Raw genomic sequence first — 13,997 nt, 5'->3', positions numbered from 1 at the left:
TCGAGCGTTCGCGTGTCGGTACTGCCTCACACCTTCACCTCCACCACGCCTCCCCCCGCCCGGAACTTCGCCGACATCTGCGCCATGCCGGCCTCCGCCTCCAGCGAGCCGCCCGCGTCGTTCTGCGCCGCCGCATCCCTGCGGATGTCCTGGCTGATCTTCATGGAGCAGAATTTCGGGCCGCACATGGAGCAGAAGTGGGCGGTCTTGTGGGCCTCCTTGGGCAGGGTCTCGTCGTGGTATTTGCGGGCCGTCTCGGGGTCGAGGCCGAGGTTGAACTGGTCCTCCCAGCGGAACTCGAACCGGGCGCGGGACAGGGCGTCGTCGTGCAGGCGGGCGGCGGGGTGGCCCTTGGCCAGGTCGGCGGCATGGGCGGCGATCTTGTAGGTGATGACGCCGTCCTTGACGTCCTGACGGTCGGGCAGGCCCAGATGCTCCTTCGGCGTGACGTAGCAGAGCATGGCCGTGCCGAACCAGCCGATCATGGCCGCGCCGATGGCCGAGGTGATGTGGTCGTAGCCCGGCGCGATGTCGGTGGTCAGCGGCCCGAGCGTATAGAAGGGCGCCTCGTGGCAGTGCTTCAGCTGCTCATCCATGTTGGCCTTGATCTTGTGCATCGGCACGTGGCCGGGGCCCTCGATCATGACCTGGCAGCCCTTGGCCCAGGCGATCTTGGTCAGTTCGCCCAGGGTGCGGAGTTCGGCGAACTGGGCCTCGTCATTGGCGTCGGCGATCGAGCCGGGGCGCAGGCCGTCGCCGAGGCTGAACGACACGTCGTAGGCACGCATGATGTCGCAGATCTCCTCGAAATGCTCGTACAGGAAGCTCTCGCGGTGATGGCTCAGGCACCATTTGGCCATGATAGAGCCGCCGCGCGAGACGATGCCGGTGACACGTTTCGCCGTCATGGGGATGAAGGGCAGGCGGACGCCCGCGTGGATGGTGAAATAGTCGACGCCCTGTTCGGCCTGTTCGATCAGGGTGTCGCGATAGACCTCCCACGTCAGGTCCTCGGCGACGCCGTTCACCTTCTCCAGCGCCTGGTAGATGGGGACGGTGCCGATGGGGACGCTGGAGTTGCGGATGATCCAGTCGCGGATGTTGTGGATGTTGCGGCCCGTCGACAGGTCCATGACGTTGTCGGCGCCCCAGCGCGTGGCCCAGACCAGCTTGTCGACCTCGTCATCGACGGAGGACAGGACGGCCGAGTTGCCGATGTTGGCGTTGATCTTCACCAGGAAGTTGCGGCCGATGATCATCGGCTCGACCTCGGGGTGGTTGATGTTGTGCGGGATGATGGCGCGGCCGCGAGCGATCTCCTGACGCACGAACTCGGGCGTGACGAAGTCGGGGATGGCGGCGCCGAAGTCCTCGCCGTCGCGGATGCAGGGGCTGTTCTGTTCGCGGCGCAGGTTCTCGCGGATGGCGACGTATTCCATCTCGGGCGTGATGATCCCGGCCTTCGCGTATTCGTACTGGGTGACGGGGCGGCCCTCGACGCCCTTGAAGACCTTGTGGTTGGAGACGTCGAAGCGGGGGGCGAGGTGGCGGCCCGACGCGTGGCCGTTGTCCTCGGGCTTCACTTCGCGGGGGTTGAGGACGGGGGCGATGTCGCCTCGGTCGAGCTGCCAGCTGGATTTGACCAGGGGCAGGCCGCGCTTGATGTCGATGGTGACCGTCGGGTCGGTGTAGGGGCCGGAGCTGTCGTAGATGGTGACCGGCGGCTCGTTGGCGCTCGGGTGGACGGCGACCTCGCGGAAGGGGACGCGGATGTCGGGGTAGATCTCGCCGGCGACATAGACCTTCTTCGAGCCGGCGCGTTCGCCGGTGGGGATGGTACCGGTCTCGCGCATGACTTCGTCACGGGCGTCTTTCAGCGCGAGCTCGACGTTGGGCTCGTGGGGTTGCTCGGCGGGGGTGACGTGAACGTTCATGGCGGCCTCTACGGTTGCAGAGGGTCGCGCCGACGTCGGGCGAGAGTGGTCCTGTGGCGTGGACCGGAAGCGTACTCATCCCTTCGCCGGCATGACCCGGATCAGGTTCGGCCGGTCAGAGGGCTACCTCAATCTCAGCGGCTCGAATGCCGCCCCCGGGAGAACAGCTTCAGACTAGGCGCATTTCGCGCGCAGGGGTAGGGGAGGGCGAACCAGAAAGGTCGTCCCATGCATCTCGCCCGTTTCCCCCGCGTGCGCCTCGCCCATCTGCCGACGCCGCTGGAGCCCGCGCCGGGCCTGTCGCAGGCCTTGGGCATCGACCTGTGGATCAAGCGCGACGACTGCACGGGGCTGGCCGGCGGGGGCAACAAGACGCGCAAGCTCGAATTCCTGCTGGGCGACGCCTTCGAGCAGGATGCGGATACGCTGGTGACGCAAGGAGCCGTGCAGTCGAACCATGTGCGCCAGACGGCGGCGGCGGCGGCGACCATGGGACTGAAGTGCGAGGTCATCCTCGAGGAACGGACCGGGTCGAAGGCCGTCGACTACACCCGCAACGGCAATGTGCTGATGGACCGGCTGTTCGGCGCGGTCATTCGCTCCGTGCCCGGAGGATCGGACATGCCGGCCGAGCTGGAGAAGACGGCGGCCGAGATCCGGGCGCGCGGCGGCAAGCCCTATGTGATCCCCGGCGGCGGTTCGAACCCGATCGGGGCGCTGGGCTATGTCGACTGCGCGCGCGAGATCGTGATCCAGGCCGACGAACTGGACCTGGCCGTCGACCGGATCGTGACGGCGACGGGCAGCGCGGGGACGCATGCCGGTCTCGTCGCCGGTCTGGCCGTGCTGGGGGCCGACATTCCGGTGCTGGGCATCGGGGTGCGGGCGCCCAAGGAGAAGCAGGAGGCCAATGTCCTCAAGCTGGCGAAGGAGACGGCAGCCCTGCTCGGGTATTCGGACCGGGTGACGGACGACATGGTGGTGGCCGACTGCGACTATGTCGGCGAGGGCTACGGCCTGATCGACCAGGGGGTGGCCGATGCCCTGATGCTGGCGGCGCGGACCGACGGGATCGTGCTGGACCCGGTCTATTCGGCCAAGGCGATGAAGGGGCTGATCGCCCTGTCCAAGGCCGGGAAGTTCGAAGGCGAGCGGGTCGTGTTCCTGCACACCGGCGGAGCGCAGGGGCTGTTCGGCTATCAGGGCGAGCTGGAACCGATGTTCGGATGAGCAAGGTTCTGGGCGTGCTCGGCGGGATGGGACCCGCCGCGACGGTGGCGTTTCTGGCGCGGGTGCAGGCGCTGACGCCGGCGCAGGGGGATGCGGATCACATCCGGGTCGTCATGGATCTGAATCCGCAGGTGCCGGACCGGAACACGCGGCCGGGCGAGGCGGAAGCCGAGTTGGGCGCGATGGCGATGCGGCTGAAGGCGGCGGGGGCCGAGGTTCTGGCCATGCCGTGCAACACGGCCCATGCCCAGAAGCCGGGCATCGTGGCGGCGGGCCTGCCCTTCATCGACATGATCGCGGCGACGGTGGCGGCGGCGAGGGGCTATGACGCGCGGTCCATCGGCATCCTGGCGACGCCGGGCGGGGAGGCGCTGTATGTCGCGGCCCTGACGGCGGCCGGGGTGAAGCCGGTGGTTCTGCAGGGCGAGGACCGCGCCGCCTTCATGGCCTGCGTCTATGGCGTGAAGCGGGGCGACGTCGGTGTGGACAATCGTGCGGCGATGGCGCGGCTGGCCGAGGCGCTGAACGTCGCCGGCGCCGATGCGGTGATTGCGGGGTGTACGGAGGTTCCCCTGTTGCTCGACCCGGCCGATGTGTCTGTTCCGCTTGTGGATTCAGCAGAGGTTCTGGCCCAGGCCTGTGTCGGGGTCTGTCTCGACTGATCATTTACATGATCCGGTCGCGGATCAGCTGTAGTCGCTCTGTATTGTGCGACTTGTTCGCAATATAAAACCGCAATATTTCGGACACGAACTTCACAACCACGGTCGCTACCGCTGCGCTCCATCACATTTGGGGAGCACCACCATGTCCGAGATCCACCTGACCGGCCGCCACGACGACGGCGACATCGAGCTGAACACCTCGTCCAACCCGACCTTCGGTTCGATCCTGGAAGAGCGCCAGTCGCGCCGCGGCGTCATGGGCGGCATGGCCTCGGTCGCCGCCCTGTTCGGCCTGGCCGGCTGCGATATCGGCGACACCCCGACGACGGACTCCACGGTGTCGGCCGGCGCCTCCGGCGCGACGACCTCGGGCAAGACCGTCACCCTGACCGGGTCTTCGACGGGCGCGACAGGCGTGCTGTGGACACAGGTGTCGGGTCCGACCGTCGTTCTGACGAACGCCAACTCCACGACGGCCACCTTCACGGCGCCGAGCGTGGCCGCCGCCACCGCGCTGGTGTTCGCCTTCAACTCTTCCGGCGCCAACAGCGTCGTCTCGATCGCCCAGACGACCGTGACGGTCAGCCCGGCCGCGCTCGGCTTCAACGCCGTGGCCAAGAACCTGCTGGACGTCGTGACCGTGCCGGCCGGCTATTCGGTCTCGGTGCTGTACCGTCTGGGCGACCCGATCAACGCCGCCACGCCGGCCTATGCCAACAACGGCACGGACACGAACTTCGGCGCCCGGGCCGGCGACCACCACGACGGCATGTCCTTCTTCGGCCTGGGCGCGACGACCGGTCTGCGGGACGACAACGGCTCGGCGCGCGGTCTGCTGGCCATGAACCACGAGAACATCACGGCCGCCTATCTGCACCCGAACGGCCCCACCTCGGTCGGCGGCATCCGTCCGGAGGCCGAGGCGATCAAGGAGATCGAGGCCCACGGCGTGGCCGTGATCGAGGTCCTTAAGGGGACGTCGGGCTGGAACTACGTCCAGAACTCGACCTTCAACCGCCGCATCACGCCGAACACCCCGATGGACATCCGGGGTCCGGCGCGCGGCGACGCACAGTTGCGCACCGCCTTCTCGCCGACGGGCGTCGCGGGTCGCGGCACGGTCAACAACTGCGCCAACGGCTACACGCCCTGGGGCAGCTACCTGACCTGCGAAGAGAACTGGGCTGGATACTTCCGTCGTTCGTCCACGGACAATGCGGCGCGCACGGCCCGGGAAGTCGTCGCCCTGAACCGCTATGGGGTGTCGCAGGGCGCATCGGGCGCGAACAACTGGGCCTCGGTGGTTCCGACGGTGCCGGGTTCGACCGTCTTTGCCAAGTGGAACGCGTCGGTCATGGGCTCCGACGCCACGACCGACTTCCGCAACGAGCCCAACCAGTACGGCTGGGTGGTCGAGATCGACCCCTATGACGCCGCCTCGACGCCGAGGAAGCGCACGGCCCTGGGCCGGATGGGTCACGAAGGCGCCTGGCCGTCGAACTTCGTCGCCGGCCGCCGTCCGGTCTTCTACATGGGCGACGATTCGCGGGGCGAGTACTTCTACAAGTTCGTCTCGGCCACGCCGTGGGTCGCCGCCGACGCCCAGAACGCCGACCGCCTGTCGGTCGGCGACAAGTATCTGGACAACGGCACCCTCTACGTCGCCCGCTATGACGCGACGGGGAACGGCGTGTGGCTGCCGCTGGTGTTCGGCCAGGGCGCGGTCACGGCCGCCAACCCGGCCTATGCCTTCGCCAGCCAGGCCGACGTCCTGATCAACGCCCGCCTGGCCGCCGACGCCGTCGGCGCGACCAAGATGGACCGTCCCGAATGGGCGGCGGTCAACCCGGCGACCGGCGAGGTCTATCTGACCCTGACCAACACCAACGCCGCGAGCCGTCCCCTGACCGCCACGGACGCCGCCAACCCGCGCCACTACAACGACCCGAAGGGTTCGGCGAACCAGTTCGGCAACCCCAACGGCCACATCATCCGTCTGCGCGAGACGGGCGACAATCCCGAGGCGACGACGTTCCGGTGGGACATCTACGCCTTCGGCGCCGGCGCGGACCTGAATGCGACCAACATCAACCTGTCGGGCCTGGATGCGACGAACGACTTCTCGTCGCCCGACGGCCTGTGGTTCGGCCGGTCGCAGAACGCCTCGGGTCTGGTCAATCCGCTGCTGTGGATCCAGACGGACGACGGCGCCTACACCGACGTGACCAACTGCATGATGCTGGTCGCCCAGCCGGGCAACGTCGGCGACGGCGGCGCCCGCACCATCACCAACACGGACGCGACCGGCGCGACCCGGACCCAGTCGACCTTCGTCGGCAAGGCGCCGGGCATGCAGCTGCGTCGCTTCCTGGTGGGTCCGAAGGAATGCGAGCTGACCGGCATCGACTCGACGCCGGACGGCAAGACCATCTTCGTCAACATCCAGCACCCGGGCGAGAACGGCTCGGCGACGACGCCGTCCTCGTTCTGGCCCGCCAGCCAGACCGGCGGCACGGGTTCGCGCCCGCGCTCGGCGACGATCGTGATCACCAAGGACGACGGCGGCGTGGTCGGTCTGTAAGACCCGCCTCCGCTATCCGAACCGGAGGGCGCGCTGGAGAGGGCGCGCCCTTTTTCGTTTGCGGCGGGGCGCGAGCGGTCGCATTCAGGGCGGGTGAAAAGACAGAGTTTGATCATCGACTGCGACCCGGGCGTGGACGACGCCGTCGGGTTGCTGCTGGCCTTCGCCTCTCCGGAGCTGGACCTCAAGGCCGTCACGACGGTCGGCGGAAACGTCCCGGTCGAGAAGACGACGCGGAACGCGCGGATCATCCGGCATGTGGCGGGGCGGGACGATGTGCCGGTCCATGCGGGCGCGGCGCGGCCTTTGAAGCGCGAGCCCGCCGGGGCGGGCGAGTTCCACGGAGCCGAGGGGCTCGGCGATCTTGAAGCGGTCGAGCCGGATGCTCCGGCGGCGGAGGGTTCAGCGGTCGAGGCGATCGTGCGGATCGTGATGGAGGCCGAACCGACGTCGGTGGCGCTGGCCGTCATGGGGCCGATGACCAATCTGGCGCTGGCGCTGAGAGCCGAACCCCGTCTGGCCGAACGACTGGGGCCCGTGGTGGTCATGGGCGGGGCGCGGTCGGAAGGGGGCAATATCACGCCTTCCGCCGAGTTTAACATCTGGGCCGATCCGGACGCGGCGGCCGAGGTCTTCGCCAGCGGCTGCGAAATGGTGGTGTTCGGACTGGACGCCACGCATCAGGTGCGGGGGACCGAGGACCGGATCGCGGCCCTGGAGGCGGTCGGCAACGCGTCGGCCGCGATAGCGGCCTCGATGTTGCGCTTCTCGCAGAGAATCGAGCGGGAGATCGTCGGCTGGCCCACGCCGGACTGGGGCGCGCCCCTGCATGATCCGTGCACGGTGGCGTGGCTGTTGAAGCCCGGGCTGTTCCGGCTGAAGCCCTGCCGGATCGAGGTGGAGGCCGACAGCGATCTGACGCGCGGCCATACGGCTGTGGAGTTCCGGGTCGATCCGGCGAGCGCGCGTCACCTGTGGGCGGTCGAGGCGGACGGACAGGGGGTGTTCGACCTGATCACCGAACGGCTGAGGGGCGCTGCCCGATGAACATCACCGTGGTCGGATCGATCAATCTGGATCTGGTCGCCTCTGCGCCGTCCCTGCCGGCGGCGGGGGAGACGGTGACGGGGGCGACCCTGGCGCGGCACCCCGGCGGCAAGGGCGCCAACCAGGCGCTGGCGGCCGAGAAGCTGGGGGCCGAGGTCAATCTGATCGGGCGGGTCGGCGACGACGCCATGGCGCAGGAGGCGCTGGCCCTGATGGAAAGCTTCGGCGTCGATCTGTCGGGGGTCGAGGAGGACATCGCCGCGCCGACGGGGGTGGCCCTGATCGCGGTCGATCCGTCAGGCGAAAACCAGATCGTCGTGGCGGCGGGGGCGAACCATATGGTGACGCCGGAACAGCTGCCCGTGCGGATCGAGAGCCCGCTGATCGTGCAGCTTGAGCTTCCGATCGAGACGGTGGAGGCGGCGGTGGGCCGGGCGGTCGGGTTCGTCTGCGCCAACCTGGCGCCCGCCCAGCCGGTGTCGGAGGCGCTGCTGAGGCGGTGCGATCTGATCGTCGTCAACGAGATCGAGGCGGCCTTCTACGGCGACCTGCTGCATCGCGGCGGGGGCCGGGTGGTGTTAACGCAAGGCGCGCGCGGGGCCGAGATGTATCACCGGGGCGTCAAGGTGGCCTGGGCCACGCCGCCGTCGGTCACAGCCATCGATGCGACGGGGGCGGGCGACGCCTTCGTGGGCGCGATCGTGGTCGCCATTCTGGACGGGATGGAGCCGAAGAATGCGCTCGATTTCGCCTGCGCCGCCGGCGCGCTGGCGGCGACCCGGGCGGGGGCCCAGCCGTCGTTGCCGACGCGGGACGAGGTCGAGGCTCTATTGGGCCGGGCCTAGGGCTTGCGCTTGCCAATGCCGTTGAAGAACCAGGCCATGTAGAGGCGGAACAGCCAGCCGCCGGGCCGGGGCTTGACGGTGGATACGGCGCGTCGACCGCGGCCCTTGAACTGTTTGACGACCACGCGACCCGAACTCTTTACGCAAACTGACGATGCGGGAAGAGCCGGGCCCGGTGATGGTTCCTGTGTCGACGATCGTACGTCGGGTCAGACGCCGCCCATGTAGTCGCGCTTTCCGATCGGGACGCCCGCGCCGCGCAGCAGGTCGTAGGCGGTGGTCAGGTGGAAGTAGAAGTTCGGCATGGCGAAGCCGGTGACGTAAGGCTGGCCGAGGAACTTCATCTCGCCGCCGGGGAAGGTCAGGACGACCTCCTTGCCCTCCTGGCCATCGACCTTGTCGCGCGGGACCGAGGCCAGATACTCGAGGGTCGCGGCGATGCGGGTCTGCAGTTCGGCGATGGTGGTTTCGCTGTCGTCATTGACCGGGGCGGCGACGCCGGACAGGCGGGCGAGACAGAGCTTGGGGCTGTCGCAGGCGGTCTGAACCTGTTTCAGGAAGGGGTTCATGTCGTCGATGATGCGCAGCGACAGGTAGGACTCGGGATCGACGCCGGTTTCTTTCGCGTGAGCGACGGCCTTGTCGAGCAGGCCGGACAGGGCGCGCAGGCCGCGCGAGAAGGGCGGAACGGTCAGGTCGTAGAGTTCGGTCGCCATTTGTGCGTTTCCTTTGAGGACTTTGTGTCGCTCTAGCGCTGCCATAGCGTGTTGTCACGCCCTTGGCGAACACCCGGTTTGGGGCCTAGGTTCGGCGACCGTCGGGGGAGACGGAGTTGTTCGAGATGAGTTCATGATCCGCACCCTGTCCGTCGTTGCCATCGCGCTGACGCTCGCCGCCTGCCAGCCCTCGGGCCAGGAGAAGGCCGATGCCGCGGCAGGGCAGGAGACCCTGCCGTCCGGCGACGCCATACCGGCGACCTATGACTGGTCTTTCGTGGCGCACGGCGGATCGGGCGATCTGGACTTCGGCGACGGCGACTGGGCCGAAGGGGTCAGCGTCTTCAGCATGTCCTGCCGGCCGGACACGAAGGAGGTGGGCATGACCTGGGGCGGCCTGGGGGATGGTGAGGCGGTGCTGACGTCAGGCACGGCCACGGGCACCTTCCGGCCCGGGACGACCATCCCGACCGATCATCCCGTGATCACCGCGCTGAAAGAGAGCGGCGCGATCGACGTGGGAATGAGCGCGGCCGACATGAGGCTGGTCGCCAAGGACGAGGGCAAGGCCGCGATCCTGGCCTTCTTCGACTACTGCGACACCGGCAAGGATCCGTATTACTCGGCCGAGGCGGCGTTGGCCGAGGATGAGGCCCGGGCTGCGGCGGCGGCAACGCCGACCGCACCGGCCGCAGAGGCGGCTCCAGCGACGGAAGCCGCTCCGGCCGTCGAAGCGCCGAAGACCTAGAAGGTCACCACCAGACGGACGACCTCGCCCGCATGGAGGCGGTCGAAGCCCGCGTTGATGTCGTCGAGCGGGATGGTCCCGCTCATCAGCCGGTCGATCGGCAGGCGGCCCTGACGATAGAGGGCGACATAGCGGGGGATGTCGCGGCTGGGGACGCAGGTCCCGATGTAGGAGCCCTTGAGGGTGCGCTCCTCGCCGACCAGGGACACGACATTGACCGGCAGGGCGGCGTCAGGCGGGGGCAGGCCGGCGGTGATCGTCGTGCCGCCGCGCCGGGTCATCTTCCAGGCGGCCTCGAGCGCTCGGACCGAGCCGGCCATCTCGAACACGAAGTCGGCGCCGCCGTTCGTCAGGGCGCGGACCTGATCGACCGCATCGGGATCGGAGGCGTTGACCGTCTGGACGGCTCCCAGGGTGCGGGCGAGGGCCAGCTTGTCCTCCGACAGGTCGACGGCGATCACGGGCGAGGCGCCGGAGGCCAGGGCGCCGAGCACGCTGGCCAGACCGACGCCGCCCAGGCCGACAACGACGGCGCTCTGGCCCGCCCTGATCCGGGCCGTGTTCACCACCGCGCCGACGCCGGTCAGGACCGCGCAGCCGAACAGGGCGGCCTCCTCGAACGACAGCGCCGGATCGATCTTCACCAGGGAGCGGCGCGAGACGACGGCGCGCTCGGCGAAGGCGGAGCAGCCGAGGTGGTGGTTGAGGTCTTCGCCGTCGTGATGGATGCGTTTGCCGCCGGTCAGGAGCTCGCCCCTGCCGTTGGCGGCGGCGCCGGGCTCGCACAGGGCGGGGCGGCCCTCCGCACACGGATTGCAGTGGCCGCAGGACGGCATGAAGACCATGGCGACGTGATCGCCGACGGCCAGGTCGGTGACGCCCGCGCCCAGTTCCTCGACGATCCCGGCCGCCTCGTGGCCGAGCGCCATCGGCATCGGACGGGGGCGGTCGCCGTTGATGACCGAGAGGTCGGAGTGGCACAGGCCCGCCGCCTTGATGGCGACGCGGACTTCTCCGGGACCGGGCGGGTCGAGGGTGACCGTCTCGATCGAGAGCGGGCGGCTTTCCGCATAGGGGCGGGCGGCGCCCATGGCGCGCAGGACGGCGGCGCGGGTGGTGGTCCGGGTCATGGGCAGCCTCGTCGGAAACGCGCGGGTCTCCTTCGATAGGCGCTTGACGCGACGGAGGCCAAGCCCGAGCGTCGTATCAGGATCGGCGATCAAGCCGGCGCTGCGAGGGACAGACGAATGCCGAAACGCGACGAGGGGCCGCTGGCCGACCGGGCGACCTACAAGGCCTATCATACGGTCTCGACTCGCTGGGCGGACAACGACCAGTACGGCCACATCAACAACGCCAAATTCTACGAGTTCGTCGACTCGGCGGTGAACGCCCACCTGATCATCGGCGGGGCGCTGAAGGAATCGATCGGCCTGGTGGTCGATTCAGGCTGCCGCTACACCTCGTCCCTGGCCTTTCCGGACGTCATCGAGGTGGGGATCAAGGTCGATCACATCGGCACGTCCAGCGTGAAGTACGGCTTCGCCGTCTTCCGCCGGGGCGTGGCCGAGCCGGCCGCCATCGGTCATTTCGTGCACGTCTATGTCGACGCGGAGACGCGGCGACCGCAGCCGCTGCCGGCGGTGCTCAGGGGCGTGGTCGAGAACCTGAGGGCGGGGTAGGGGCTTTACCTTCGTTCTGCGGTCAAGCTAGGCTGGTGGTCCGGGCCTGATCGCGGGCGCCCGGCTACAGGCGATGTTCGCCCAAGACCCGCTCCGTCCGCCTGACCGGCGGCAAGGAGCGCCCATGTCTTCGCCCATCCCCCTTTCGCCCAAGCCGGCCGATGTCGAGGCCAGACCGCCGCGTCTGAGCCTGTTCGAGCTGTTCGTGAAATTCCTCGGTTTCGGTCTCCTCGCGTTCGGCGGGCCGGCGGCGCAGATCGCCATGCTGAAGCGCGAGCTCGTGGAGGGCGAACGCTGGATCTCGCCGCAAAGGTTCAACCGATTACTGGCGGTCATGCAGGTGTTGCCGGGACCGGAAGCGCACGAGCTGTGCGTGCATCTGGGCATGCGGGCGCGGGGCCGATGGGGCGGTCTGGTCGCCGGGCTCGGGTTCATGCTGCCGGGGTTCGTCCTGATGATGGCGCTGGCCTGGCTCTATTTCCGCATCGATTTCGATCGGGGCTGGGTCGCGGCCGCCCTGTTCGGCGTGCAGGCGGCAGTGATCGCCCTGATCGTGCGGGCGGTGGAGAAGATCGGTCGGCACGCTCTGACGGATCGCCGGCTGTGGGCGATCGCCGCGGCCTGCGCGGCGGCAGCCCTGGCGGGCGTTCCGTTCTGGCTAACCCTGCCGGCGGCCGGGCTGGTCCATGCGGCGGCGTGGGCCGGGCGGATCCGGCTGGTCGCGGTTATCGTCTCGCTGGCCGCCGCAGCGGGCGTCTGGGCGGCGCAGGTCGCTGGCGGGATGGCGCCGCCGTCCTTCATCGGCGGCGCGCCGGATGCGCCGGGCGAGGTGGCCGCACTGCTGCTGTTCCTGAGCGGGCTCAAGGCCGGGCTGCTGACGTTCGGCGGCGCCTACACGGCCATCCCCTTCCTGAGAACAGACATGGTGGGGCGCGGCTGGCTGGGCGACGGGGCCTTCCTTGACGGGCTGGCGCTGTCGGGGGTGCTGCCGGCGCCCCTGATCATCTTCTCGACCTTCGTGGGCTATGTCGCGGGAGGACCGCTGGGCGCCCTGGCGATCACGGCCGGGATCTTCCTGCCCGCCTTCGCCTTCTCGATGATCTTCTACGACCGGCTGGAGACGGTGGTCGACGACGAGCGGCTGAAGGCGGCGCTGGAGGGCGTCGCAGCCGGAGTTACAGGCCTTATCGCCGTGACGGCGGCCCAACTCGGATGGGGCCTGCTGTCGAGTGCGGGTCCGTCATGGAGCGGTCCGGGGCTGGGGATCGCCATCGGCGTAGTCAGCCTGATCGTGTTCTTCCGCTGGAAGAGCCCGTTCGCCGCGCCGGTGGTGCTGGCGGCGGCCGGTGCGCTCGCCGTTCTGGCGACCTAGTCCTCGTCCATATAGCCGAGCAGGGCCAGGGCGCCGACGGCCGTCAGGACACCGATGGCGAAGGCGGCGACGATGGAGCCGGTAGCGACGGCGGTCGAGACCGTCACCGGGCGGCTTTCGTACCATTCGACAATGTCGGCCTCGTCGAGGTCGTCCTCAAGATAGGCGTCGGCGTCGTGCAGGGGATTGTCTGACATGGTCAAGCTCCGTCGTTGGCTGGCATAATCCCCCGCGCAGCGGCGGGTTCCGGCGACGGAGCGGCGCCCCTCCGTGACAGGCGCGCGACCATGGGCTAGACGGCCCCGACCCAACACCGAACGCGCTCAGGCAGCAAGCGACCGCATCGCGAGCGAGAGCGCCCTTCAAGAGACTAAAATGGCCGGCCATTCCAAGTTCAAGAACATCATGCACCGCAAGGGCCGCGCCGATGCGGTGCGTTCCAAGCTGTTCTCCAAGCTGTCACGCGACATCACGGTGGCGGCCAAGTCGGGCATGCCCGATCCCGCGCTGAACCCGCGTCTGCGTCTGGCCATCAACAACGCCAAGGCCGAAAGCCTGCCCAAGGACGTGATCACCCGGGCGATCAACAAGGCCGCGGGCGGCGACGTCGATACGATGGAAGAGGTCCGCTACGAAGGCCGGGGTCCCGGCGGCGTGGGCATCATCGTCGAGGCCCTGACCGACAATCGCAACCGGGCGGCGTCCAACATCGGCACGGCGTTCAAGAAGAACGGCGGCGCCCTGAGCGAGATGAACTCGGTCGCCTTCATGTGGGACAAGGTCGGCAAGATCACCTACCCCGCCGAGGCCGGGACCGAGGACGCGGTCATGGAGGCCGCCATCGAGGCGGGCGCCCAGGACGTCGAATCGGACCTGGTGAAGCCGGACATCTACGAGGACGCGCCCGGCCACGTGATCTGGACCGCCTTCGAGGATCTGAACGAGGTGGCCGAGGCCATGTCAAAGATCCTGGGCGACGCCAAATCCACCGCCATCGTCTGGAAGCCCCAGACCGAGGTTTCGATCTCCGGCGAGGCGGTCGGCACGCTGATGAAGCTGCTGGACGCGCTGGACGCCGAGGACGACGTGTCGATGGTCTATTCGAACGAAGAGATCTCCGACGAGGACATGGCGAAGCTGGCGAGTTAGCGGGCCGCCCCGATATGCTGTAAGAACC

14 protein-coding genes and 1 riboswitch are annotated in these 13,997 nt (G+C 68.6%); of the genes, 9 read left to right on the top strand and 5 right to left on the bottom strand.

Features of this window, described 5'->3' with window-relative positions; all coding sequences use genetic code 11:
• Positions 1 to 26 precede the first annotated feature (26 nt).
• Positions 27 to 1,853 (bottom strand): phosphomethylpyrimidine synthase ThiC, encoded by a 1,827-nt coding sequence (gene thiC, locus ACQY68_RS15880; protein WP_428152690.1) that lies wholly within the window; start codon positions 1,851 to 1,853, stop codon positions 27 to 29.
• A gap of 141 nt (positions 1,854 to 1,994) precedes the next feature.
• Positions 1,995 to 2,103: riboswitch (TPP riboswitch) on the bottom strand.
• 59 nt (positions 2,104 to 2,162) lie between these two features.
• On the opposite strand from thiC, the gene ACQY68_RS15875 reads away from it, so the two are divergent.
• The 5 genes from ACQY68_RS15875 (at position 2,163) to ACQY68_RS15855 (ending at position 8,302) form a co-directional block, all read left to right on the top strand.
• Entirely contained in the window at positions 2,163 to 3,164 is a 1,002-nt protein-coding gene (locus tag ACQY68_RS15875) for a D-cysteine desulfhydrase (protein ID WP_428150674.1), read from the top strand.
• The gene (locus ACQY68_RS15870; RefSeq protein ID WP_428150673.1) at positions 3,161 to 3,826 is read left to right on the top strand and encodes an aspartate/glutamate racemase family protein; all 666 of its coding nucleotides are present in this window, start codon (positions 3,161 to 3,163) and stop codon (positions 3,824 to 3,826) included. The genes ACQY68_RS15875 and ACQY68_RS15870 overlap by 4 nt, the downstream gene beginning before the upstream one ends.
• Before the next feature lie 145 nt (positions 3,827 to 3,971).
• Positions 3,972 to 6,410, top strand: a complete 2,439-nt coding sequence (locus ACQY68_RS15865) for an alkaline phosphatase PhoX (protein WP_428150672.1) — start codon at positions 3,972 to 3,974, stop codon at positions 6,408 to 6,410.
• A gap of 108 nt (positions 6,411 to 6,518) precedes the next feature.
• A complete protein-coding gene (locus tag ACQY68_RS15860) occupies positions 6,519 to 7,457 on the top strand; it encodes a nucleoside hydrolase (RefSeq protein WP_428150670.1) in 939 nt (312 codons plus the stop codon).
• Positions 7,454 to 8,302 carry a ribokinase gene (locus ACQY68_RS15855; protein WP_428150669.1) on the top strand — a complete coding sequence of 283 codons (849 nt, stop codon included), beginning with the start codon at positions 7,454 to 7,456 and terminating at the stop codon, positions 8,300 to 8,302. Before ACQY68_RS15860 ends, ACQY68_RS15855 begins: the two co-directional genes overlap by 4 nt.
• On the opposite strand, the gene ACQY68_RS15850 is transcribed toward ACQY68_RS15855, so the two are convergent.
• Positions 8,299 to 8,427 (bottom strand): hypothetical protein, encoded by a 129-nt coding sequence (locus tag ACQY68_RS15850; RefSeq protein ID WP_428150667.1) that lies wholly within the window; start codon positions 8,425 to 8,427, stop codon positions 8,299 to 8,301. The genes ACQY68_RS15855 and ACQY68_RS15850 overlap by 4 nt on opposite strands.
• An 84-nt stretch (positions 8,428 to 8,511) precedes the next feature.
• On the bottom strand, positions 8,512 to 9,018 hold the full coding sequence (locus ACQY68_RS15845) for a DUF1993 domain-containing protein (RefSeq protein WP_428150666.1): 507 nt from the start codon (positions 9,016 to 9,018) through the stop codon (positions 8,512 to 8,514).
• 133 nt (positions 9,019 to 9,151) lie between these two features.
• Here ACQY68_RS15845 and ACQY68_RS15840 point away from each other — a divergent pair, with 133 nt between their 5' ends.
• A complete protein-coding gene (locus ACQY68_RS15840; RefSeq protein ID WP_428150665.1) occupies positions 9,152 to 9,766 on the top strand; it encodes a hypothetical protein in 615 nt (204 codons plus the stop codon).
• Here the strand turns inward: ACQY68_RS15840 and ACQY68_RS15835 are convergent.
• Positions 9,763 to 10,896, bottom strand: coding sequence for a zinc-dependent alcohol dehydrogenase family protein (locus tag ACQY68_RS15835; RefSeq protein WP_428150663.1), 1,134 nt, complete (start codon positions 10,894 to 10,896; stop codon positions 9,763 to 9,765). The two genes, ACQY68_RS15840 and ACQY68_RS15835, sit on opposite strands and share 4 nt — an antisense overlap.
• A gap of 117 nt (positions 10,897 to 11,013) precedes the next feature.
• Here ACQY68_RS15835 and ACQY68_RS15830 point away from each other — a divergent pair, with 117 nt between their 5' ends.
• Positions 11,014 to 11,448 carry an acyl-CoA thioesterase gene (locus ACQY68_RS15830; RefSeq protein WP_428150662.1) on the top strand — a complete coding sequence of 145 codons (435 nt, stop codon included), beginning with the start codon at positions 11,014 to 11,016 and terminating at the stop codon, positions 11,446 to 11,448.
• A gap of 124 nt (positions 11,449 to 11,572) precedes the next feature.
• Positions 11,573 to 12,820 (top strand): chromate efflux transporter, encoded by a 1,248-nt coding sequence (gene chrA / locus ACQY68_RS15825; RefSeq protein WP_428150661.1) that lies wholly within the window; start codon positions 11,573 to 11,575, stop codon positions 12,818 to 12,820.
• Here the strand turns inward: chrA and ACQY68_RS15820 are convergent.
• On the bottom strand, positions 12,817 to 13,017 hold the full coding sequence (locus ACQY68_RS15820; RefSeq protein ID WP_428150659.1) for a hypothetical protein: 201 nt from the start codon (positions 13,015 to 13,017) through the stop codon (positions 12,817 to 12,819). The two genes, chrA and ACQY68_RS15820, sit on opposite strands and share 4 nt — an antisense overlap.
• Before the next feature lie 178 nt (positions 13,018 to 13,195).
• On the opposite strand from ACQY68_RS15820, the gene ACQY68_RS15815 reads away from it, so the two are divergent.
• Complete coding sequence (locus ACQY68_RS15815; RefSeq protein ID WP_428150658.1) at positions 13,196 to 13,969, top strand: YebC/PmpR family DNA-binding transcriptional regulator; 774 nt, start codon at positions 13,196 to 13,198, stop codon at positions 13,967 to 13,969.
• Positions 13,970 to 13,997 lie beyond the last annotated feature (28 nt).

Source organism: Brevundimonas sp., assembly GCF_965278935.1.
In the GTDB taxonomy this organism is placed as follows: Bacteria; Pseudomonadota; Alphaproteobacteria; order Caulobacterales; family Caulobacteraceae; genus Brevundimonas.
The sequence above is the reverse complement of the archived record's forward strand: the minus strand, read 5'-3'. Positions and strand labels throughout refer to the sequence as shown.